Genomic DNA, 21993 nt, shown 5'->3' with positions numbered 1-21993 from the left:
GGCCCCGACCGCCCGCCCCGTCACACGCGGTGGGCGGGCTCCGGGGGCCAGACGTCCGCCGCGAGGACGCCGTACGCGTAGGCGCGGGCCACCAGGGCCGTCCGGTTGGGGACGTGCCAGCGGCGGCTGAGGCGGGCGAGGTGGTAGTTGACGCCGTCCGTGGTGAGCCCGATCTCCTTGCCGATCCGGGCGGTGGTGGCGCCCCGGGCGGCGGCGGCCAGGATGCGCGCCTCAGTCGGGCTCACCGCGGCGCACGGCGCGGGCGGCGCGGCGGGCGGCGGCGGGGCCGGGAGCGTCGCGTACGTGCGCAGCGAGAGCAGCAGGTTGGGCCTCTCCTCGGCGGTGTCGCTCACCAGCGCGACGTTCATCTCCCCCTGTCGCTCGACGCCGCCGGCGGCCGTCCACGAGACCCGGGCGTCGTACTGGGAGCGGCGGTGCAGCCGGACGGCCTCGGCGAGCACGGGCAGCGTGGCGCTGTCGCGGAGGGTGAACAGGTCGAGGATCTTCCGCTGGAGCAACTCCCCCGTCAGCAAGCCGAATTCGGCCGCCATCGCCCGGTTCGCGAGGATGATCCGGCCGCCGTACTCGCACACCGCGATCGGCACCGGTACGTGGTCGAGCAGGCGCAGCGTCCGGTTGCGCCAGACGACGGCGCGCTCGTACCAGCTCTCGGCGCCCGTCTCGCAGTCGATCATCAGTTGCATGCCGGTTCCCCTCCCACCACATCCGACGGTGCGTGCGCAAGGCCCGGACGGGCCTCGCGCACTACACCATCATGTAGTCAGGGGGCCTTGGTGGCCCACCCGGTGGGCGCACAGTGGTGGGTGTGAAGAGTCGTCAGCGTTCCGCCACCACCTGCCGCACCTGTCACGGAAGGCGATCCCACCGATGACCGAGACCCTGGCCCCCGCACCGGCCCCCGCACCGGCCTCCGCGCAGGCCCCCGCCTCCGCCGATTCCCCCTTCGTCGGCGTCCCCGTCGTGGACATCTCCGCCCTGCCGCCCACTGCCGTCCCGCTCCTGCGGACCCTGGACCTGGCCCGGGAGCACGGCCCCGCCTTCGTCCAGCGCCTGCACGGCCGGGACCTCCTGATGATCAGCAGCCTGGAGCTCGTCGAGGAGCTGGCCGACGAGGAGCGGTTCGCCAAGTCCATCGGCCCCGGCCTGCTCAACGTCCGGGAGTTCACCGGCGACGGGCTGTTCACCGCGTACAACGAGGAGCCCAACTGGGCCCGGGCGCACGACATCCTGATGCCCGCGTTCGCGCTCGGCTCGATGCGCACCTACCACCCGGTGATGCTCCGCGTCGCCCGCCGCCTGATCGACTCCTGGGACGGCGCCCTCGCCGCCGGGCTGCCGGTGGACGTCCCCGGCGACATGACCCGGATGACGCTGGACACGATCGGCCTGGCCGGGTTCGGATTCGACTTCGGCTCCTTCGAGCGGGACGATCCGCACCCCTTCGTCGAGGCCATGGTCAACTGCCTGGAGTGGGCGATGACGAAGCTCACCCGCTCGCCCGACCTCGACCACGCCGAGCGCGACGCGGCCTTCCGGGCCGACGCCGACTACCTGGCCCGCGTCGTCGACGAGGTGATCGCCGGCCGCGCCGACAGCCCCCAGGAGCCGGGGGCCGCCGAGGACCTGCTCGGCCTGATGCTCGGCGCCGTCCACCCCGGTGACGGCAGCAGACTCGACGCCGAGAACATCCGCAACCAGGTGATCACCTTCCTGATCGCCGGCCACGAGACCACCTCCGGCATGCTCTCCTTCGCCCTCCACCACCTCGCCAAGAACCCGGCCGTGCTCCGCGAGGTCCAGCGCGAGGTGGACGCCCTCTGGGGCCGGCAGGCCGACCCCGAGCCCTCCTTCGAGGACGTCGGCCTCCTGCGCTACACCCGGCAGGTGCTCAACGAGGCGCTGCGGCTGTGGCCGACGGCCCCCGCGTTCAGCCGCGAAGCCCGTACGGAGACCCTGCTCGGCGGGCGGATCCCGCTGCGCCCCGGGCAGACCGTCATGGTGAGCACGCCGATGCTCCACCGGACCTCGGTCTGGGGCGACAACCCGGAGCTGTTCGACCCCTCCCGCTTCGACCCCGAGGTGGAGGCGGCCCGCTCCCCGCACGCCTTCAAGCCCTTCGGTACGGGCGAACGCGCCTGCATCGGGCGGCAGTTCGCGATGCACGAGGCCACCATGCTGCTCGGCATGCTGGTGCACCGCTACCGGCTGATCGACCACGCGAACTACCGGCTGACGCTCAAGCAGACGCTCACCATCAAGCCGGACGGCTTCACCCTCGCCCTCGCCCCGCGCACTCCCGCCCCGCCGGTCACGACCCCGACCCCAGCGACGGCCCGCCCGGGCGCCGCCGACCTGCCCGGGCGGGTGCGGCAGGGCACCGGGGTGCTGTTCCTGCACGGCTCCAACTACGGCGCCTCGCGCGACTTCACCCGGCAACTCGCCGAGACGGCCGCCGAACTGGGCTGCGACACGGCTGTCGCCCCGCTCGACGCGTACGCGGACGGGCTGCCGACCGACCGACCGGTGGTGATCACCGCCGCCAGCTACAACGGCCAGCCGACCGACGACGCGGCGCTCTTCGTCCGCCGCCTCCAGGAAACGACGGAGGACGGCGCGGCGCGCGGCGTGGTGTACGCGGTGCTCGGCATCGGCGACCGCACCTACGCCGCCACCTACCAGCGCGTCCCGACCCTCATCGACGAGCGCCTCGCCGCCCTCGGCGGCACCCGGCTTCTCCCCGCCGGCGAGGCCGACGCCTCCGGCGACCTCGCGGGCGGCGTACGGACGTTCACGACCGCCCTGCGCACGCTGCTGCTGGAGCGCTACGGCGACGCCGACGCGCCGGCGGCCGCCGCCGCGCCCGAGGCGGCCTACACCGTGACGGAGGTGACCGGCGGCCCCCTGCACGCCCTGGCCGCACGGCACGACCTGGCGGCCTTCACCGTCACGGCCGTCGAGAGCCTCACCGACCCCGCCCACCCGCGGGTCAAGCGGCTCGTCCGGCTGGCCCTGCCCGAGGGGGTCGCCTACCGCACCGCCGACCACCTCACCGTGCTGCCCGTCAACGACCCGGCGCTCGTCGAGCGGGCGGCGAAGCTGTTCGGCGCCGATCCGGACACCGTGCTCGGCATCGTCTCCCACCGGCGCGGCGGCCTCGCCGTGGACCGGCCGCTGACGGTGCGCGAACTCCTCGGCCGGCACGTCGAGTTGCAGGACCGTCCGACCGCCGGGCAGCGTACGGCGCTGGCCGCACTCAACCCGTGCCCGCCCGAGCGGGCCGCGCTGCTCGCCGTGGCCGAGGACGACCCGCGCACCCTGCTCGACCTCGTCGAGGACCACCCCGCGCTGCGGGAGGCCCTGACCTGGCCGGTGCTCCTGGACCTGCTGCCGCCGATCCGGACCCGGCACTACTCCGTCTCCTCCTCCCCCGCCGCGAGCCCCGCCCACGTCGACCTGATGGTCTCGGTCCTCGACGCCCCGGCCCGCTCCGGGCGCGGCGCCTTCCGGGGCACCGGCTCCGGCCACCTGGCCCGCGTCGCCGTCGGGGACACCGTGCTCGCCCGGGTGCAGCCCTGCCGGGAGGCGTTCCGGATCGACCACCGGGCCACCCCCGTGATCATGATCGCGGCGGGCACCGGCCTCGCCCCCTTCCGCGGCGCCGTCGCCGACCGCCTCGGCCTGCCCACCGCCGAACTGCCCACCGCCCTCCTCTACTTCGGCTGCGACGCCCCCGGCGCCGACTACCTCCACCGGGCCGAACTGGAGGCCGCCGAGCAGGCGGGCGCCGTCTCCCTGCGCCCGGCCTTCAGCGAGGCGCCGGTCGCGGGCGCCCGCTACGTCCAGGACCGCATCGCGGCCGAGGCCGAGGAGATCTGGGCCCTCCTGGAGGCCGGGGCCCAGGTGTACGTCTGCGGCGACGGCGCCCGCATGGCCCCGGGCGTCCGGGCCGCCTTCCGCGCCCTCCACCTCAGCCACACCCCCGGCGCGACGCAGGCGGACGCCGAAGCCTGGCTCCAGCACCTGCTCGACACCGGCCGCTACGTCCAGGACGTCTACGCCGCCCGCTGACCCCGCACACCACCGCCGCCGCGCCACCCGGAAGCCCCGGGCGGCGCGGCGCGTGTCAGGCCCGTACGTCCGGCCCGTACGTCCGGCCCGTACGTCCGACCCGCGCGCCGGCAGGCCGTCCCGGCCGGGGCCGGGCCTGGGGCATCGACGTCCCACACTCCAGAGGCATCCCCGCGTGGGCGGGGCGGGGTGACGCTACCCGTGCGCGGGCCGGACCAGCAGGAGGCCGCAGCCGTACGCGCGGGCGGAGCCGAGGCCGTCCGTCAGGGTGCGGTGGAGCGCCTCCGGGTCGTCGACCGTCAGTCGGCCCCTGGCCTCGGCGCGGGTGATCTTCAGGCCCGCGTGGTGGCGGCTCGTCACCGGGGGCAGCATGCGGACGGCGAGGGTGGCGCGGTCGATGTCGGCTCCGAGGAACCGTACGCCGCTGTCCGGCGGCGCGGCCGGGGCGTCGACGGTGGGCCGGGCCCGCTTCATCAGCCAGGCGCGGACCTGGTCCGGCGTCGACGCCGGGAGCTTGCGGGAGCGCGCCTCCCGGGGTGGGCCGCCGCTGCGGGCGGTCAGGGCGCTCAGGACCGTACGGAAGGTGAACCGGTCGCCCTTGCGGACGGGTTGGTCGACGTCGATGGTCTCGATCCTGCGGGTGAGCGCCTCCCGGGGGACGAGCGACCAGTCCGGGGGGACCTTGGACTGCACGACCATGAGCAGGGTGTCCGTCCTGAGGTCCACCGTCCAGGTCGACAGGACTCCCATCTGCGCCCTGGGGTCCCGCTCGCCGTCCTCCACCCAGCCGCGGAAGCCGCTCATCACCAGGCGGTGCATGTCCTGGGCGTCGAGCAGGCTGCGGGCGGCGACGGGGTGGCGGGCGTTCAGGGCGATGACGCTGTGGCAGGTGATCAGTCGGACCGTCACGGGATCAGGTCCTCCCATCGGATGGCGGGGTCCGGGTCGGGCGTGAGGCGGGTGCGGGACTCCCAGCGGTCCGCGTGCATGCGCTGCTCGGGGTCGAAGGTGACGGGCTGGTCGGTGGTCCGGCTCGCGTTCCCGGTGCCGGGCGGGACCTCGCTCCAGAACCACGGCGCCGGCGCCGTGGCGTTGGGCAGCAGCGCGGTGGAGCGCAGGACCGACTCCAGGGTGCCCGGGTGCACCCCGCCCGCGAGGGTGCCGGAGGGCGGGCAGGACTTCCGTCCGAGCCAGAGCAGCCTCCTCGGCTGCTCCAGCGCCTGCGCGATCCGCTCCAGCAGGTCGCGGTCCAGGCTCTCGAAGGCCGCGAGGAAGGCGGCGTCCGCCAGGTACCAGCGGTAGGTCTGCAGGGGGTCGCGGCGGAGGTTCCCGGCCGTGAGGGCCCCGGTCCGCTCCTCCGGGGCGATCTCCTTCGGCGCTCCGTACCAGGAGGCGAGCGCGGTGCCGGCGCAACGGCCGAAGTGGGGGCCGTTCTCGCCGTCGAGGTGGACGGCGGCGGCGTCCGCGCGCCGGGAGTCGGTGATCAGGTCGCGCGGGCGCAGCGGCATCGGCCCGCCGCCGACGACCTGGTAGTCGTGGACGGGCGTGCCGGGGCGGTCCGCGCGCACGCCGAAGCGCAGCGCGGCGAGGTGGCCGATGTCGTCGGCGCGGTCGAGGCCGAGGGCGGCGGCGACCAGTCCGACGCACCCCGCCTTGGTGGGGCGGAGTCGGGTGTCGCGCCGCTCGAAGTGCGAGTTCGTCCCCCAGGACTGGAGGGGCGCGGCGAGCCGTACGAGGAGGACGGACCGCGTCACGGCCGAGTCAGCCCGTCGACGGAGTGGACCTCTTCGCCGGGCAGGTCGCCGTTCGCGGCCTCCTCGCTGAGCAGGCGCTCGACCGCGAGGTCGTAGGTGAGGAGGCGGGCGGGGCCGATGTCGTCGCGCTTGCGCAGGACGAGGGCGTGCTGGGCGAGGAGCCGTCGGACGGCCTCCAGGGAGGCCGGGCCCTGCGCCTCCTCGAAGACGGCGCTCTCGAAGGCCAGGCCGTAGTTGAACGGGCGCTTGCCGTCGAAGGCCATGACGAGCTTCGGCAGGGTGCCGGTCGAGGCGGTGGTGTTGGCCTTGGCCCTGGGCTGGGAGTTGACGAAGGCGTCGACCACCTCCCGTTCGGCCGCGCGGGCCGCCGCCTCGATCCGCTCGGCCCGCATCCCGGCGGCCCTCAGGTTGGCGCGCAGCTTGTGGCGGTCCAGGACGGCGTGGCGGTAGAAGGTGCCGGAGACCAGCGACTGGTACCCGGTCATGCCGGCGCCGGAGTCCTCGGCGGCGTCCAGGTGGTCGAGGGCGTTGGCGCGGGAGCGGTCACGGCGGTCGAGCTTGGCGTCGTCGGCGGCCGAGTAGAAGTCGTCGATGTGCTCGGCGGGTTGGACGGTGAAGGCGTGGGCGGTCTGCACGGCGCCGTCGACGTTGGGCGAGTCGGCGATCTCGGCGAGGAAGCGGCCGTAGAGGGCGATGTCGATCGCGTCTCCGGGGGCGAGGGCGGTGAGGACGGCGGCCCGCAGGTCCTTCGGCAGGACAGGCAGCTTCTCCTCCCCGGCCTCGCCGCCGCCCTCCTGCGGGTCTTCGACGGGCACCCGGCCCTCCTTGCGGTCCTTGGCCTGGGCGCGGCGCTTGGCGGCGGCCTTGGCCTTCCTCTCCGCCGCGGCCTCCTGGGCCGCCACGTACGCGGTGCTCCACTCGGCGACGGCGGTGCGGTGTTCGAGGAGTCTGTCGGCGAGGGCCTTCCCGGCGTTCTCGGGGGCGAACAGCAGCACCTTGGTGAGGTCGGCGGTGGTGGGCTTGTCGCCGAACTTCAGGCCCACGCCGCTGAGCACGGCCTTGGCGGTGGCCAGGGCCGTCCCCGCCTCCCAGCCCCCGGCCTCCAGCGCGGCGGCCGTGATCTTCGCCCACTCGCGGGTGCGCAGCCCCATCGTGTGGCCGGCCAGGGCCCCTTCGCCCGCGTTGGCGCGGTTGCGGGAGTACGTGCGCTCCGCGCGGCGGCGCGCCTGCGAGGTGATCATCGTCCGGAGGTCGCCGCCGAGGCTGATCGACTTCGGCATCCCGTTCTCGTCACGCACCGGCAGGACGGCGACCAGGGTCTCCAGGAGGTGCAGGGAGAGGTACTGCGCGTCGTCGAGGTCGGCGCCTCCGGTGGCCGGTGCGGAGACCCCGGCGGTCAAGGGCTCTGCGGTGCTGGTCACGTGCTGTCTCCGATCGGATCGGCGGCGGGCGCGGCCCCGCGGTGCCGGGACGCGGCGATCCGGGTGCCGGGCGTGAAGGTCGGGGTGTAGAAGGAGCGGGCCCACCGGTACTGCACCGGCCGTCCCCGGCCGGACCATCCGGCGAGGTCCTCGGTCAGCACCGCCCAGGACGGGGGCGCGGTGTCGCAGGACCTGGCGCGCTCGACCACGTGCTGGAGGTGGCGCCACGGGACCCTCCGGGAGGCCACCACGCGGTCCAGCAGCCGCACCGCGCCGGGGTTGGCCTGGCCCCGTCCCGCCCCCGTACCGATGCGGCCGAGGGCCGCCCCGACGTCGCCCCGGCCCGGGGACGGGTCCAGCCGCCCGGCGTGGTACCGGGCGAAGAGGAAGGCGACGTGCTCGAAGACGGGCCTGGTCCCCTCGGAGGGCGCGAAGTTCGCGGCGACGAGGCGGGCATGCGTCACGGCGGCCGGGCGCCGCAGGTCGGCCAACTGCCCGTACTGCCGGGCGCGGACGAGGCCGCAGAGCCAGGCGGTGAGCTGCCTCCCGGGGGCCGGGTCGGGCCGGCCGTCCGCCTCCGCGGGCGGTTCCGGGAGCGTCGGCGCGGGGTCGGTCACGCGGTTGGTCACGGAATCGGTCACGGGGTCGGTCACGGGGTCGTCTCCTTCAGCGGTTTCGGCGCGTCGGGGTGGTCCAGGACGTCCTGGAGCCGTTTGGCGGCCAGCGTGTGCGCCTTCAAGCCCCGGCCCGCGGCGGGGAGGCCGTCCAGGTCGGCCTTCAGGGCGGCCGTGGCCAGCGCCCTGATCCTGGCGCCGAACAGGGCCAGCGCCTCCGCGACCGGGTGGCCGTCGGCCACGGCGTCGAGCAGGGCGTGGAACTCCTCACCGGCCCCCGCCCACATCGTGCGCTCGCCGGTGAAGCCGGCCGCCCGGCCGGTGGCCTTGGCGCCCGGGTAGGCGTGCTCGCAGGCGGTCGTGGCGGCGGCCCGAAGCGCCGTCGCCGCGTACTCGGCGACCGCCGAGCCCTGCTCGCTCGCGTGCCGCAGGCCGGCCTCCCGCCCGGGGACGTACGGGAAGCGGTCGTCCACCCAGGCGATCGGCTGCCCCTTGTCCGCCAGCAGGCCGACGGCCCACAGTTCCGGGCGGAGGCCGCGCAGCATCGCGAGGCGTCCGTACAGGTCGTTGCCCTTGACGCGTTCGGCGATGGCGGCGTACAGCGCGTGCGACTCGCGCCACAGCTCCCGCGAGGCCTGCGGTTTGAGGGTCACCGGCTTGCCCGCGCGCATGACCAGGACCTCGTCCTGGCGGTAGACGTCGGGGAGCGGGACGAGCGTGTCCCCGGGGCCGACGAGGACCCTGTCGACGCCCGGCTCGCCGTCCTCCATCACCACGGGCCGGAGTGCGACCGAGCGGCCGAGGACGGTGTGGAGGTCGGCCGGGCCGTCGATCCGGCGGGCCTCGTGGGCGCCGGTGCGCCGGAACTCCCGCCGGAGGGGGTGGTCCCCCCAGGTCAGGTTGAGCGTGCCCGCCGTCTCCCCGTCCCAGGGAGCGAGGTTGAGCCGCAGGGTGTCGCCCAGGGTGGGGCCGAGCGCGAGGACCCGGATGCGCGCACCGAGGCGGCAGGTGGAGAGGTTGGTGAACGGGGCGGGCAGGCCCATCTCCTTGGCCTGGATCCGGGCGCGGCGGCCCTGGCCGAAGGCGTGCTGGGTCAGCACGGCGCGCCAGGCGGCGTCGGCCGGGAGCGGTGCGGCGTGGTGGAGGTGGCGGTGGTCGAAGTGCTGGTTGTAGTCGCCGGCCTGCTCGATCACCAGCTGGGCGGGGCCCGCGCCGAAGGCGTCCAGATGCCTGAGCAGGGCGGCGTTCTGGCCCAGCGGGCGCTCGGCGTCGAACAGGTCCCACACGCCCTCGTGCCCGGCGAGCCGGTCCGCGGCCCGGGTGAGCGGTTCGCGCTCCTCCACCAGGGCGAGCCACTGGCCGTACGTCTCCGGGTGGCACCCGGCGGCGTACAGCACGCCGAGCAGCCATTCGACGACGGCGACGGTCTCCCCCGGTGTCCGCCCGTAGACGGCGGCGATCCGGTCGGCGTCCCGGAGCGCGCGGACGGCGGAGACCTTGGCGAGGTCGGTTCGACCCGACTCGCCGTCGAGTGTCAGGACCGGGATCCATGCTTGGTGGCGTGGGTCCCATCGCATGTCCGCTCCTCCCCTCCGCCGGGTCGGCGTCGAGTCACAGACTCCGTTGGTCCCGCCGTCACGGCAGGACAGTAGCAGCCCAGGAAGGGGTGTCATGACGGAGCATCAGAGGATCAAGATCCTTACTCACCATACGATTTGGGGAAAGACCGACCAGCGCCGACGGTCCCGTGGAAGCGGCGGCCCGGCGTGGAACCCGCTCACCGCGCACGTCCTCGACACGGCCGCGTGCACGGGGCGGCTCTGGGAGCGGTACCTCACGCCCGGGATGCGGCGGAGGCTCACGGAGGCGTTCGGGGGTGGTGAGGAGGAGACCGCGCGCCGGATCGTGATGCTGCTCGCCGGTCTGCACGACCTCGGCAAGGCCTCCGGCTGCTTCCTCCGCACCTTCGGAACCGGCCGCAACGACGACCTGCCGCTCAGGACCCGCGAGTCGGACGCCTGGCGCGCCCAGGCCTCCGCCGCCCGGCTCCCCGGCGACGCCCACCCCTACGGTCAGGTCGACGCCCGGCACGAACACATCACGGCGGCTCACCTCCCCCGCCTCCTCGGCTGCCCCTGCGAGGACTGCGGAGGGGACGGGGACAAGCTCCCCGGCCTGCACACCGTCGCCCTGCTGCTCGGCGGCCACCACGGCGACATCCCCGGGATGGACGTCGTCCAACGGGCCGCCGGCGCCGCCCCGATGGAGCTGTGGGAGCCCGTCCACCGGGGCCTCGTCGCGGAGGCGGCCGAGCTCATCGGCGTCGACCTCGCCGCGCTGCCGGCCCTCGTCAAGCCGGAACGGCCGTCCGTCCTGCCGATGTTCACCGGACTCGTCATCCTGAGCGACTGGATCGCCTCCAGCGACGACCACGTCACCTACCGGCGGCTCGGAACCCCGACGACCGACTGGTGGGCCGCGTCCCGCCGCCAGGCCCGGCAGGCGGTCTCGGCTCTCGCGCTCGACCGGTGGCGCCCGGAACCCCGCAGCTGGCCCGAGCTGTTCCCCGGCACCGCGCCCCGTCCGTTCCAGAGCGCGACACTCGCCGCCCTCCCGGCCGACGGGCCGGCACTCGTCCTCGTCGAGTCCGACACCGCCTCCGGCAAGACCCGGCTGGCCTTCGCCGTCGCCCACCACCTCGCCAGGACCTGCGGCCACCAGGGCCTGTTCATGGCCATGCCGACCCGGGCCACCACCAACCAGGTGGCGGGCGAGCTGGAGAGGTTCCTCAGGAACTCGACCGACGGCGCCACGACCACCAACCTGGCCGTCGTCCACGCCGCCGCCGAGGCCACCGAGCTGGTCCACCGGCTGATCGACGCCTCCGCCACCCGGCAGCAGAACGCCCTGGGCTCCCTCCCCGACTCCGTCGCCGAGGCCTCGCAGGACAGCGGGGAGCCCGACAACGTCGTCCTGAACCCCTGGTACCTGCGGAGCTGCCTCGGGCTCGTCTCGACCTTCGGGATCGGCACCGTGGACCAGCTCGTCCTGGTGCCGCAGCGCAACCGCCACTGGATGCTGCGCCTGTTCGGACTCGCGGGGAAGACCGTCGTCATCGACGAGGCGCACGCGTACCAGCTCTTCCAGCAGGAGATGCTCGGCGCGGCGGTCCAGTGGCTCGCGGACGCCGGGGCGTCCGTGGTCGTCCTCTCCGCGACGCTCCCCGCACCGGTACGGGAGGCGCTGGTCCGGGCCTGGTGCACGGGGCACCGGGTCGTCACCCGGGACGACGGAGGCACCGGTCCCGTCACCGTCGTCGACCGCAGCGGCGCCGTACGCCGGACCGGGGCCGACCGTACGGGAGCCGCCCGGCCCCACCGCGTCGGCACGCAGGTGCGCCTCCAGCCGCTGCCGGGGCCCAACGGCCTGGCCGGCCTGCTGCTGCGCGAGGCGGAGGGAGGAGGCGTCACCGGCGTGGTCCGCAACCGGGTCGCCTCGGCGGTCGAACTGCACGCCACCGCACGCCGTCTGGGGCTGCGCAACGGGTGGCGGGAGGACGAGATCGTGCTGCTGCACGGTCGGCTCATGGGCCGTGACCGCCTCCCGATCGAGACGCGACTGCTCGCCGCCCTCGGCCCCGACCCGGACACCGGCGGGCCCAACTCCGGCCGCCCCCGCCGACTCCTCGTCATCGCCACCCAGGTCGTCGAGCAGTCCCTCGACATCGACTTCGACCGGCTCTACACCGACCTCGCCCCGATCGACCTGCTCATCCAGCGCTACGGGCGCCTCCACCGGCTCCCCGCCAACGCCCGCCCGCCGTGGTTCCGCGAGTCCGCCCTCACCGTCCTGTGGCAGCCCGACGACACCGGGCTGCCCCTCGTCGAGCCCCCGGACGGCCGGGGCGCGGGCACGGCGGTCGGGAACCTGGACGGCCTCGTCTACGCGCCGTACATCCTGGCCGCCACCTGGCACGCGCTCGACCGCCGGACGGACGGGGCCGGCCGGTTCGCCCTGACCGCCGACGAGCACCGCGCCCTCGTCGAGGAGGTCTACGGCCCCGTCGGCGCGCAGCCCGGCGCCCTGGGGCGGCTCCTCGCCCGGACCGGCGCGGACTGGCGGGCCTCACTCGCCGACGAGCACGGCGAGTCCTACGCCCGCCCCCTCCTCCCGTACGGTCGGCAGGGACGGACCCCTGCCGTCGCGCACGACCTCACCTCCGGGAAGGCCCACGGCGGGGGCCGGAGCTTCGGCGCCCCCGGGATCGCGGCCCTCACCCGCCTCGGCACGCCCTCGATCGAGTTCCTCGCCCTCTACCGGTGGCCCGGCGGCGCGCTCACCTACGACAGGGACGGCCGGCTGCCCGCCGACACCCGCTACCACCCGGCGGACGGCGAGGCCCGGCGGGGGCAGCAGAAGGACTTCCTCCTCAACACCCTGTCCATGCCGGTGACCTGGACCTCGGGGCGCGGCGGCGTCCCGCGCCCGGGCACCTGGCCGGCCCTCGACCGCCCGGGCCTGCGCCACCGCCGTGCGGCCCTCCTCGACCCCGGGAGCGGCAGGTGCCTCAGCGGGCCCCTCGGCATCACCTACACCCTGGAGGAGGGCCTCACCCGGTAGCCCCGGGGCCGGGCCCCGGTGGGGCTACTTCTGCCAGCCGATCGTCTCCGGCAGCGGGCTGTAGAAGATGGTGGCGCCCACGTTGGCGAGGCCCTTGCGGATGCCGTAGGTGGAGGGGCCGCTGTAGAGGGGCAGGAAGGCGTACTGCTGGAGGGCCTTCTGCTCCACCTTGTTGACGGCCTCGACCTGCTGGGCGAGGTCGGCGATGTCGCCGGTGGCGCGGATCTCCTTGTCCAGGTCGGAGGTGCCGGAGCCGGTGATGTTGGAGTCGCGGTCCGAGCAGTAGAAGTCGCACAGGTAGCGGGCGCCGAAGGGGTCGGTGGAGCGGTTGCCGGAGATGAAGAGGTCGAAGCGGCGGTCGTTGATGACCTTGGAGAAGTCGCTCTCGGAGACCTTGTTGACCTCCACCTTCACCCCGACGGACTTGAGCATCGCGGTGAGCGCGCTCGCGGTGGCCTTCTCGACGGGGTCGTCGCCGAGGAGGGTGTAGCCGAGGGAGAGCTCCTTGCCGTCCTTGCTGCGGATGCCGTCGGCGCCGGGCTTCCAGCCGGCCGTGTCCAGGATCTTGCGGGCGTCCTCCGGGTCGTACTTGAGCACGGCGGCGACGTTGTCCTGGTAGCCCTTCTGGAAGCTGTAGAGCACCGCCGAGCCGGGCAGGGGCTCGGTGTAGTCGAGGCCCTGGAAGCGGATCTTGGCGATCTGGGGGCGGTCGATGCTCTCCTGCACCGCCTTGCGGACCTGGGCGTCTCCGAGGAACGGGGACTTGGTGTTGAGGTACAGCGCGTACTCGAACGGGCTGCCGCCGCGTCGGATCTCGGTGTCCTTGACGGTCTTCACCTGCTTGAGGTTCTCCGCGCTCCCGACGGGGGCGTAGTCGATCTCGCCGTTCTTGAAGGCGTTGATGGAGGCGGCGCTCTCCAGGTTGACGTAGACGCGCTTGTCCAGCTTGCCCTTCCTGCCCCACCAGGCGGGGTTGCGCACGAAGGTGATGTTGCCGGAGTGCTCGTCCCAGGAGCCGACGGTGTACGGGCCGGTGCCCCACTCGGGGTGGGCGGTCTTGACGTACGCCTTGTTGAAGTTCTCGACGGTGGCGGCCTGGGGGTGCAGGAAGGTGGTGAACAGCGCGGACCAGGCGGCGTTGACGCCCTTGAAGGTGATGACGGCCTGCTTGTCGTCCGCGCCCCGGGTGACGGAGGTGATGTGGTCGTAGCCGTCGGTGGAGCTGGCCGCGTAGTCCTTGTTCGAGCCGTTGTTGGCCTTCCAGGTCGCCTCGATGGCCCGGTAGTCGATCGGGGTGCCGTCGTTGAACACGGCCTTGGGGTTGAGGGTGAGGACGACCTTCTGGTCTCCGCCCTCGACCGACACCTTCACGTCGCTGTAGTAGTCCGGGTTGTACTGGACCTCGCCGGTGGGCGAGTAGGTGATCGCGTCGGCGTTGTACCAGGACCAGATCCGCAGGGTGTAGAGGTTGCCGTTGACGTTGAACGGGTTGCCCTGCTCCTCGAAGGTCCCCGACGTCGTGTACGTCCCGCCGTCCTTGAGGTTCTCGTACGGCTGCGGGTTGTAGTCGGTGACGGAGGACGCGACCTTGGCGGCGTTCTTGGCGTCCTGCCCGGCGGAGCCGGAGGAGGGGGACGAGGAGGAGCAGGCCGTGGCGGCGACGGAGACGGCCGCGAGGAGGGCGAGGGGCAGGGCGAACTTCCGTGGCATGGGGTGTCCTTGGTGACGACGGGGGTGGAGAAGGGAAGGGGTGCGCGTCAGACCGCGTGGCAGGCGTACTGGTGGTCGGAACCGTCCGGGGCGCTCGCCGTGGCCGGCCGTTCGGTGCGGCAGCGCGCCCGCACGGCCTCCTCGGCCTCCCGGTACAGCGGACAGCGGTCGACGAAGACGCAGCCCTCGGGCAGCCGGGCGGCGCTGGGCTGCTCCCCGGCGAGGACGATGCGCTCGCGGCGGCGCTCGCGCTCCGGGTCGGGGACGGGGATCGCCGAGAGCAGGGCGCGGGTGTACGGGTGCCGGGGGCGGGCGAAGATCTCCTCGGTGGCGCCGGACTCGACGATGTGCCCGAGGTACATCACGGCGATGCGGTCGGAGAAGTGCCGCACCACGGCGAGGTCGTGGGCCACCACCAGGTAGGCCAGGCCCAGTTCGCGCTTGAGCCGGGCGAGCAGGTTGATGATCTCGGCCTGCACGGAGACGTCCAGGGCGGAGAGCGGCTCGTCCAGGGCCAGCAGCCTCGGCTCGCGGGCCAGGGCGCGGGCGATGCCGACGCGCTGGCGCTGGCCGCCGGAGAGGGCGGCGGGGAAGCGGTCGCCCATGGCGCGGTCCAGTCCGACGAGGTCCAGCAGCCGGGTGACCCGGTCGCGGATCGCCGTCCGGTCGGCGCCGGCGGCCTGGAGGGGCTCGGCGAGCAGGTCGAAGACCGTCAGGCGCGGGTCCAGGGCGTCCGTCGGGTCCTGGAGCACGATCTGGACCTCGCGCCGCAGCGCGCGCACCTCGGCGGCCGTCCGCAGGGTCGCGACGTCCGTTCCGGCCACCTCGATGCGGCCGCCCTCGGGGGCGCGCAGCCGCAGCACCTCGCGCAGGGTGGTGGTCTTGCCGCTGCCGGACTCCCCCACCAGGGCGAGGGTCTCGCCGGCGCGCAGCTCGAAGCCGACGCGGTTGACGGCGTGCAGGGTGCCGACGCGGCGCTTGAGGAGGGCGCCCTTGGTGACGGGGAAGGTCTTGACCAGGTCCTCGACGCGCAGCACGACTTCGCCGCTGCCCCGTTCCCCGGAGCGGACGGCCGGTGGCACGGCGGCGGCCTCCCCCGCGGGGTCGAGGCTCCCGTCCGCGATCTCGGACGCGCGGTGGCAGGCGACGCCGCCCGCCAGGGCCGGCTCGGTGGTGCGGCACACGTCCAGGGCCAGCGCGCAGCGGGGCGCGAACGGGCAGCCGCCGGGCAGGGCCGCCAGGGAGGGCGGCTCGCCGCCGACGGGGACGAGGGGCCGGTCGTCGACGCTGTCCACCGTCGGGACGCTGGCCAGCAGGCGGACGGTGTACGGCATCGTGGGGCGGCGGAACAGCTCGTCCACTCCGGCGTGCTCGACGATCCGCCCGGCGTACATGACGGCGACCTCGTCGGCGTGCCCGGCCACCACGCCCAGGTCGTGGGTGATCAGGACGAGCCCGGCACCGGTCTCGTGCTGCGCCAGGCGCAGCACGTCGAGGATCTGGGCCTGGACGGTGACGTCGAGCGCCGTGGTCGGCTCGTCGGCGACGAGCACCGAGGGCCGGTTGGCGACGGCCAGGGCGATGACGACGCGTTGGCGCATGCCGCCGGAGAACTCGTGCGGGAAGGCCTTGGCGCGCTCGCGCGGGTCGGGGATGCCGACGAGGTCGAGCAGCTCCACGGCCTGCTCCCAGGCGTCCTTCTTCGACAGCTCCCGGTGCACGCGCAGGGCCTCGGAGAGCTGGCGGCCGACGCTGAAGATGGGGGTGAGCGCGGACATCGGGTCCTGGAAGACCATGCCGATGTCCTTGCCGCGGACCTGGGAGAGCTGCCGGTCGTCCATCGCCACCAGGTCGCGGCCGCCCAGCAGGACCTGGCCGCCGAGGCGGGCGGTGGGCGGCAGCAGGCCCAGGACGGCGAGGGCGGTGGCGGACTTGCCGGAGCCGGACTCGCCGACGATGCCGAGGGTGCGGCCGGGCAGGAGGTCGAAGTCGACGCCGCGCACGGCCTCGACCGGGCCGGCCTCGGAGGGGAAGGTGACGCGCAGGTCGCGCACGGAGAGGACGGGGGCGGGGCCGCTGGTCTCCGTCCGGGGCTCGGTGCGGCGGGCGGGTGCGAAGGTCATCGTCGGCCTCCTGCGGCACGGGTCGGGGACGCCCCGGCGGTGGACGTGGGGTCGAGGGCGTCGCGCAGGCCGTCGCCGACGAAGGTCATCGAGACGGTGAGCAGCACCGTCAGCCCGGCGGGGAAGGCGAAGAGCCAGGGGGCACTGGTGATGGTGCCCGCGCCGTCGGCGAGCATCGTGCCCAGGGACACGTCCGGGGTCTGGACGCCGAAGCCGAGGAAGGACAGGGCGGTCTCGCTGAGCACGGTGGAGACCACGCCCAGGGTGAGGTTGACGACGAGCAGGGAGCCCAGGTTGGGGATGATGTGCCGCAGCACGATGCGCAGCGGGCGCACGCCCATGAACTCGGCGGCGCGCACGTAGTCGCGCTCGCGCAGGGAGGTCGAGACCGACCAGACCACGCGCGCGGTGGACATCCAGCCGAAGACCGTCAGGACGAGGATCAGGACCCTCCAGTCGCCCGCCAGCCGGTGCGAGACCAGGGCGAGGATGAGGAAGGAGGGCACGATCAGGAGGAAGTGGATGAGGGCGAGGGTCGCCTTCTCCACCCGGCCCCCGAGGTACGCGGCGCCCGCGCCGACGACGGCGGCGACGGCGACGGTCAGGACGGAGACGCTCACGGCGATCACCAGCGAGCGCTGGAGGCCGTGCACGGCGGCGGCGTAGATGTCGTTGCCGCCCTGGTTGGTACCGAACCAGTGCTCGGCGCTGGGGGGTTGGGTCAGGGCCGCGAAGTCGGCGTCGGCGTGGCCGTACGGGGTGAACAGGGCGCCGAAGACCGCGTACAGGACGAGGAGCAGGAAGATCACCACGCCGGCGACGGCGATCCGGTTGCGCAGGAAGCGGCGCAGGTAGAGGCGGCGCCGGCCCAGGTAGCGCGGGGCCGCCTCGGCGTTCAGGAGGGTGGTCATCTCAGCTCACCCGCACTCTCGGGTCGAGCAGAACGGTGGCGATGTCGGCGAGGATCGCGCCGATCGCCGTCAGGGCGGCGGCGAAGGCGGCGGTGGCCACCGTGCCGTGCACGTCGTTCTTGCTGATGGTCTGGATGAAGTACTGGCCCATGCCGTTCCAGCCGAAGATCGTCTCCGTGAGGACGGCGCCGGTGAAGACGGCCGGGATGCTGAACGCCACGGACTGGGCGGTGGGGATCAGCGCGGTGCGCAGCGCGTGGCGGCGGATCGCCTGGGCGCGGGTGAGCCCGGTGGCCCGGGCGGTGCGCACGAAGTCGGAGCCGATGACGTCCAGCAGCAGGGAGCGCTGGGTGAGGTGGTAGCCCACGTACCCGGTGAGGGTGAGGGTGAGCGTCGGCAGGATCAGGTGCAGCAGCCGGTCACCGAGCGTCGGCCAGAACCCCTCCACGCCGGGCGAGTTCTCCCCCGCCACGTACAGGAACCGCCAGCCCGCGTGGTCGTTGAGCCGGATGGCCAGCAGCACCACGGCGAGCGCGGCGACGGACACCGGGACGTTGAACAGCGCCATGGACACGGCCTGGGCCGCCCTGTCCCGCCAGCCGTACTGCCGGGAGGCGGTGTGCACGGCGAGCGCGACCCCGAGCACGACGGACAGGACCGTCGCGCCGATCACCAACTCGGCGCTCACCAGGGAGCGGTAGCCGATCTCCCCGTTCACCCCCACCCCGACCGGGGAGCGCCCCCAGTCGAAGCGCAGCACCACCCCGCTCAGCCACTCCCACCACCGGTGCAGCAGCGGCTCGTGCGGGTCGAGGTTGTACGGGGCCAGCGCCCGCGAGATCTGCTCCTCCGTACGGACGGGGCGCAGCTCCTTGTAGTTCGAGCGCGGGTCGAGGAACCAACTGGCCAGGAAGTACGTGGCATTGGTGGCCACACCGATCACCAGCACCCACCCCGACGCCCTGCGCGTCACGTACCGGAGCACGGCCGCCACCTCCCCACCGTCTGCGCCGGGTGCGGCTGGGGAGCGCCGGGTCTGGAGAAGCTGGGCATGCTGGTGAAGGTTCCTCGGTCCAGGGGTGTTCGCGCGACTGCGCAGTGGCCAGTCTGTGTGCGAGTTGACACGTACACCAGGGCCCGGGGCACTTGGCCACGAACACGAAACACCCCCGCAGCACACGGAGGTGTTCACGTCACACTCCCGTCGAATTCGCAGGTGGGAGCGCTGGATCGGAGCCTGGAACGGGGCCCGGGCCGGAGGACTTGGCGGCGACTCAGGCCCCTGAGGGCGGCTCAGCAGGTGGGGACGCCCGGGAGCCAGGCGGGGCCCTGGAGGTAGATGTTGGTGATCCAGGAGCCGTCGGTGAGGCGGGACCAGGCGTCGTTGGTGTAGCCCTCGGCGGTGACGGACTGGGCGTGGGACTGGCAGAGGATGTTGACGGTCGTGGGCTGCGGGAAGTAGTCGACGACGGGGGCGTCGACGTTGGGCTCGGTGTGGGTGCGGACGCCGGTGCCCCAGGTCTGGACGGGGGTGCTGGTGCCGGTCGGGGGCGGGGTGGGGGTGCCGCCGCAGTCGGGGACGCCGGGGAGGGAGGCGGGGCCCTTGATGTAGATGTTGGTCATCCAGGAGCCGTTGGAGAGCCGGGCCCAGATGTCGTTGGTGTAGCCCTCGGCGGTGACCGTCTCGGCGTGCTGCTGGCACATCACCGACACCTGGGTGGGGCCGGGGAAGGTGTCCACGACGGAGGCGCTCACGCTGGGCGAGGTGTGGGTGTGCACGTCGGTGCCCCAGGTCGCGAAGGTGGTGCCGCCGTTGGCGGGCGGGGGCGGGACGGTGCCGGAGCCGTCGATGCGGACGGCGCCCGCGTAGTCGCCGCCGGTGCGCACCGGGGTGACGCGGATGCGGGTGCCCGACTGGTAGGCCTCCACCATCTGGCCGGCGCCGATGTAGACGGCGACGTGGTGGACGTAGCCGCTGCCCCAGAACATCAGGTCGCCGGGGAGCAGGGGCGCCGAGCCCTGGGCGGCGGTGAACCGGGCCGCCGCGTGGGAGGTGTGGAACTGGTCGTCGGCCGTGCCGTTGAGCAGGTCGCGGCCGGTCGCCTGGGCGTACGCGTAGCGGGCCAGGCCGGAGCAGTCGAAGCCCAGGCGCTCGTCGTCGTGGAGGCTGGCGGGGTCGGAGCCGTCGTAGTAGCCGTAGGTCGCGCCGGGGGTGGCGCCGTGGCCGCCGCCCCAGCTGTACCAGACGCCGATCTGGCCGCACGCGGCCCGGACGGCCGCCTGGCCGACGGCCGAGGCGCCCGGGGCGAGGACGTCGCAGGCGGCCTGGACGGACGGGGGCGCGGCGTGCGCCGCCCCCGGGAGGGCGAGGGGTATCGAGAGGGACAGGGCGAGGGCGGCGACGGCTCGGCGCGTCCTGACTGCGGTGGTGTTCACGGTGCACGTCCTCAGGTGAGGGGCTGGGTCGGATCAAGCTGAACAGCGGTGCCGGGGAGGGGACAAGCGGCGCCGGGCAGGACGGGACGTCCCGGGGACGGGCCCGGCGGTGACCTGCTGGGACGTGGCCTCGCGGGACGGCGGCGGGATGTGTCAGCATGAGAACGAGCGTGACGTGACCATGTCGGGGAGGTCGGGGATGACTGGAGCGACGGAACCTCAGGAGGACGGCGGCGGGGAGGAACTGGCCGAGCGGCTGCGGGAGTTGCGGGCGCAGACGCGCAAGAGCCTCAAGGAGCTGGAGCGGATCACGCTGGTGAGCGACTCCTCCTGGTCGCGCTACCTCGCGGGCAGGGGGCTGCCGCCCTGGGCGGCGGTGGAGGCGCTCTGTCGTGAAGTGGGGCGGGACCCGGGCGAGTTGCGGCCGCTGTGGGAGGCGGTGCGCGACCGGTCCGCCCCCGTGGCCCCGGCGGCGGAGGAGGAGGCCGGAGAGGAGATCGGGGAGGAGATCGGGGAGGAGGTCGAGCAGGAACAGGTGGCCCCGGCCCCGCCCCGGAAGCGCCGGCGGCCCCGACTGGCCCTGGTCCTGGCCGCGATCGGCGCCCTGGCGGGAGTGGCCGCGTGGATCACGGCGGCCGTCGACGGAGGCGGCGGGCGGGCAGCTGAGCGGTCCTCGCCCCCGGCGGGTACGGCAGCGGCGGGCAGGCCGCCCGTCGTCGCACCCGGCTCACCCTCCGCCGTACCGGGCGCGCTGCGGGCCGACGCCGCCGTGCCGGACCGCTACCGCACCGTCATCGAGCTCGCCGCCCGCCGGTGCACGGAGCCCGAGATCACCCCCTCCCTCCTCGCCGCGATGCTGAAGGCGGAGAGCAACTTCGACCCGGACCTGCGCGACCCGAAGGCCGACGAGTACGGGATCGCCCGCTGGACCCCGTCCGTGTTCAACGCCTGGGCGGTGGACGGGGACGGCGACGGGTTCAAGGACTACATGGACCCGGCGGACGCGATCGCCACCATGGGCCTGTACACCTGCTGGCTCGACCAGCGCATCAAGCTCAGCGGCCTGCACAGCAACCTGCCCGGCCTGATCGCCGCCGCCTACCGCACCAGCGACAAGGCCGTCACCCAGGCCGGCGGGCCCCCGGCGGGCACCGAGGCCTACGTCGCCGAAGTACTGCGCCACCAGAGGGAGTTCACGGCCGACTGACGGCCCGCCCCCGCTCCTCGGACCTCGGCCCGCCCCGGGGCCCCGGGCCGTGGACGGCGACCACCAGCGGGCTGGTCATGGCCGTGGCGACCAGGGCCGTCAGCACCATCAGCGAGCACAATGCGGTGTCCGGCAAGCCGAGTTGGAGTCCGACGCTGAGGATCACCAGCTCCGTCAGCCCCCTGGTGTTCATCAGCGCCGCGAGGGCCGCCGACTCCCGGGGCGCGATCCGGCAGGCGCGGGCCGACAGGTAGGCGCCGCCGAACCTTCCGCCGACGGCGACGAGCAGGATCAGCGCGAACTCCCGGAGCGTGGACGGGTCGACCGAGGAGAGGTCGACCTTCAGGCCCGCGGCGAGGAAGAACACCGGCATCAGCAGCAGGTGGGAGACGCGCCCGAGGCCGCCCTCGATCTCCTCGCGCAGCGGCCCGGTTCCGTCGCGCGGCACGACCAGGCCGACGGTGAAGGCGCCGAAGACGAAGTGCAGGCCCATCCACTCCGCCAGCGCCCCGGAGGCGAGCAGCCCGGCGAGCACGGTGGTCAGGCCGGCCGCCCCGCCCCGCCCCGTCCGGGCGGCCGGCAGGCGGCAGGCGGCAGGCGGCGCAGCAGCGGGCCGTGCGTCGCCGCCGGGTACTTCCGCCTGCCGGACCGGACGGCCGAGCGCTTCGTCGACGCTTCCGGGCCGCAACGCCGGTACCGCACCGGCGACCGGGTGCGGGCCCGGCCGGACGGCGCGCTCGAGTTCGCCGGCCGGTCCGACCGGCAGGTCAAGGTGTCGGGCGTGCGGACCGAGCTGGACGAGGTCGAGTCGGCACTGTCCGCCTCACCGGACGTACGGGCGGCCGCCGCCGTCGCGGCCCGGGGGCCGGACGGGACGGCCCGCCTCGTCGCCTACGTCACCGTCGCGCGGCCTCAGGGCTGATCGGTCGGGGGCTGCTGCTGGTTGCCGAGCTGCTCGTCGATCTTCTGCTTGGCCGTGTCGACCTGGCTCTCGTACTTGCTGCCGGTGCGCTCGTTGAAGGCGTCGCCCGCCTTGTCGACCCCCTGCTTGGCCTGGTCCTCGTGGCCCTTCAGGAGGTCCTTGAGCTTGTCGAACATGGACATGGTC

Annotated in this window: 17 protein-coding genes; 4 read left to right on the top strand and 13 right to left on the bottom strand. The window is 74.1% G+C overall.

Annotated features, from left to right (window positions below; genetic code table 11):
- Positions 1–20: 20 nt before the first annotated feature.
- On the bottom strand, positions 21–704 hold the full coding sequence (locus ACIRRS_RS08600) for a LuxR C-terminal-related transcriptional regulator (RefSeq protein ID WP_402966796.1): 684 nt from the start codon (positions 702–704) through the stop codon (positions 21–23).
- 184 nt (positions 705–888) lie between these two features.
- Between ACIRRS_RS08600 and ACIRRS_RS08595 the strand changes: the two genes are divergently transcribed.
- Positions 889–4089, top strand: coding sequence for a cytochrome P450 (locus ACIRRS_RS08595; protein ID WP_402966794.1), 3201 nt, complete (start codon positions 889–891; stop codon positions 4087–4089).
- A 195-nt stretch (positions 4090–4284) separates the two neighbouring features.
- On the opposite strand, the gene ACIRRS_RS08590 is transcribed toward ACIRRS_RS08595, so the two are convergent.
- The 5 genes from ACIRRS_RS08590 to ACIRRS_RS08570 are packed head-to-tail and all read right to left on the bottom strand — an operon-like array spanning position 4285 to position 9455.
- Positions 4285–4998: a type I-E CRISPR-associated protein Cas6/Cse3/CasE gene (locus ACIRRS_RS08590; protein ID WP_402966792.1), complete on the bottom strand. Its 714-nt coding sequence runs from the start codon at positions 4996–4998 to the stop codon at positions 4285–4287.
- Positions 4995–5843: a type I-E CRISPR-associated protein Cas5/CasD gene (cas5e, locus tag ACIRRS_RS08585; RefSeq protein WP_402966790.1), complete on the bottom strand. Its 849-nt coding sequence runs from the start codon at positions 5841–5843 to the stop codon at positions 4995–4997. Before cas5e ends, ACIRRS_RS08590 begins: the two co-directional genes overlap by 4 nt.
- Positions 5840–7264: a type I-E CRISPR-associated protein Cas7/Cse4/CasC gene (locus tag ACIRRS_RS08580; RefSeq protein WP_402966788.1), complete on the bottom strand. Its 1425-nt coding sequence runs from the start codon at positions 7262–7264 to the stop codon at positions 5840–5842. Before ACIRRS_RS08580 ends, cas5e begins: the two co-directional genes overlap by 4 nt.
- Positions 7261–7917 (bottom strand): type I-E CRISPR-associated protein Cse2/CasB, encoded by a 657-nt coding sequence (gene casB / locus ACIRRS_RS08575; RefSeq protein WP_402966786.1) that lies wholly within the window; start codon positions 7915–7917, stop codon positions 7261–7263. Before casB ends, ACIRRS_RS08580 begins: the two co-directional genes overlap by 4 nt.
- Positions 7914–9455, bottom strand: a complete 1542-nt coding sequence (locus ACIRRS_RS08570) for a type I-E CRISPR-associated protein Cse1/CasA (RefSeq protein WP_402966784.1) — start codon at positions 9453–9455, stop codon at positions 7914–7916. Before ACIRRS_RS08570 ends, casB begins: the two co-directional genes overlap by 4 nt.
- On the opposite strand from ACIRRS_RS08570, the gene cas3 reads away from it, so the two are divergent.
- Positions 9454–12498 (top strand): CRISPR-associated helicase Cas3', encoded by a 3045-nt coding sequence (gene cas3, locus ACIRRS_RS08565; protein WP_402966782.1) that lies wholly within the window; start codon positions 9454–9456, stop codon positions 12496–12498. The two genes, ACIRRS_RS08570 and cas3, sit on opposite strands and share 2 nt — an antisense overlap.
- Before the next feature lie 24 nt (positions 12499–12522).
- Here the strand turns inward: cas3 and ACIRRS_RS08560 are convergent, their stop codons facing one another.
- The 5 genes from ACIRRS_RS08560 to ACIRRS_RS08540 all read right to left on the bottom strand — a co-directional run bounded on the left by ACIRRS_RS08560 (position 12523) and on the right by ACIRRS_RS08540 (position 19678).
- Positions 12523–14208 carry an ABC transporter family substrate-binding protein gene (locus ACIRRS_RS08560; RefSeq protein ID WP_402966780.1) on the bottom strand — a complete coding sequence of 562 codons (1686 nt, stop codon included), beginning with the start codon at positions 14206–14208 and terminating at the stop codon, positions 12523–12525.
- 47 nt (positions 14209–14255) lie between these two features.
- Positions 14256–16331: a dipeptide ABC transporter ATP-binding protein gene (locus ACIRRS_RS08555; protein ID WP_402966778.1), complete on the bottom strand. Its 2076-nt coding sequence runs from the start codon at positions 16329–16331 to the stop codon at positions 14256–14258.
- Positions 16328–17242 (bottom strand): ABC transporter permease, encoded by a 915-nt coding sequence (locus tag ACIRRS_RS08550; protein ID WP_402966776.1) that lies wholly within the window; start codon positions 17240–17242, stop codon positions 16328–16330. Before ACIRRS_RS08550 ends, ACIRRS_RS08555 begins: the two co-directional genes overlap by 4 nt.
- Position 17243: 1 nt before the next feature.
- Entirely contained in the window at positions 17244–18227 is a 984-nt protein-coding gene (locus ACIRRS_RS08545; protein WP_402967055.1) for an ABC transporter permease, read from the bottom strand.
- 308 nt (positions 18228–18535) lie between these two features.
- Positions 18536–19678, bottom strand: coding sequence for an NlpC/P60 family protein (locus tag ACIRRS_RS08540; protein WP_402966774.1), 1143 nt, complete (start codon positions 19676–19678; stop codon positions 18536–18538).
- Between the two features lie 199 nt (positions 19679–19877).
- Between ACIRRS_RS08540 and ACIRRS_RS08535 the strand changes: the two genes are divergently transcribed.
- Complete coding sequence (locus ACIRRS_RS08535) at positions 19878–20885, top strand: helix-turn-helix domain-containing protein (RefSeq protein WP_402966772.1); 1008 nt, start codon at positions 19878–19880, stop codon at positions 20883–20885.
- On the opposite strand, the gene ACIRRS_RS08530 is transcribed toward ACIRRS_RS08535, so the two are convergent.
- Entirely contained in the window at positions 20872–21573 is a 702-nt protein-coding gene (locus ACIRRS_RS08530; protein ID WP_402966770.1) for a cation:proton antiporter, read from the bottom strand. The two genes, ACIRRS_RS08535 and ACIRRS_RS08530, sit on opposite strands and share 14 nt — an antisense overlap.
- Before the next feature lie 93 nt (positions 21574–21666).
- Between ACIRRS_RS08530 and ACIRRS_RS08525 the strand changes: the two genes are divergently transcribed.
- Entirely contained in the window at positions 21667–21807 is a 141-nt protein-coding gene (locus ACIRRS_RS08525; protein WP_402966768.1) for a hypothetical protein, read from the top strand.
- Here the strand turns inward: ACIRRS_RS08525 and ACIRRS_RS08520 are convergent.
- Entirely contained in the window at positions 21798–21989 is a 192-nt protein-coding gene (locus tag ACIRRS_RS08520; RefSeq protein WP_402966766.1) for an antitoxin, read from the bottom strand. The genes ACIRRS_RS08525 and ACIRRS_RS08520 overlap by 10 nt on opposite strands.
- Between the last annotated feature and the right edge of the window lie 4 nt (positions 21990–21993).

Source organism: Kitasatospora sp. NPDC101183, assembly GCF_044767945.1.
Taxonomy (GTDB): domain Bacteria; phylum Actinomycetota; class Actinomycetes; order Streptomycetales; family Streptomycetaceae; genus Kitasatospora.
This window is presented reverse-complemented; position numbering and strand designations above follow the sequence as displayed.

What these genes read in the sequence shown, in the direction of transcription:
- ACIRRS_RS08600 (WP_402966796.1), bottom strand. Translation starts at nt 704, where the DNA reads ATGCAACTGATGATCGACTGCGAGACGGGCGCCGAGAGCTGGTACGAG.
- ACIRRS_RS08595 (WP_402966794.1), top strand. Translation starts at nt 889, where the DNA reads ATGACCGAGACCCTGGCCCCCGCACCGGCCCCCGCACCGGCCTCCGCG.
- cas3 (WP_402966782.1), top strand. Translation starts at nt 9,454, where the DNA reads ATGTCCGCTCCTCCCCTCCGCCGGGTCGGCGTCGAGTCACAGACTCCG.
- ACIRRS_RS08570 (WP_402966784.1), bottom strand. Translation starts at nt 9,455, where the DNA reads ATGCGATGGGACCCACGCCACCAAGCATGGATCCCGGTCCTGACACTC.
- ACIRRS_RS08560 (WP_402966780.1), bottom strand. Translation starts at nt 14,208, where the DNA reads ATGCCACGGAAGTTCGCCCTGCCCCTCGCCCTCCTCGCGGCCGTCTCC.
- ACIRRS_RS08555 (WP_402966778.1), bottom strand. Translation starts at nt 16,331, where the DNA reads ATGACCTTCGCACCCGCCCGCCGCACCGAGCCCCGGACGGAGACCAGC.
- ACIRRS_RS08550 (WP_402966776.1), bottom strand. Translation starts at nt 17,242, where the DNA reads ATGACCACCCTCCTGAACGCCGAGGCGGCCCCGCGCTACCTGGGCCGG.
- ACIRRS_RS08535 (WP_402966772.1), top strand. Translation starts at nt 19,878, where the DNA reads ATGACTGGAGCGACGGAACCTCAGGAGGACGGCGGCGGGGAGGAACTG.
- ACIRRS_RS08520 (WP_402966766.1), bottom strand. Translation starts at nt 21,989, where the DNA reads ATGTCCATGTTCGACAAGCTCAAGGACCTCCTGAAGGGCCACGAGGAC.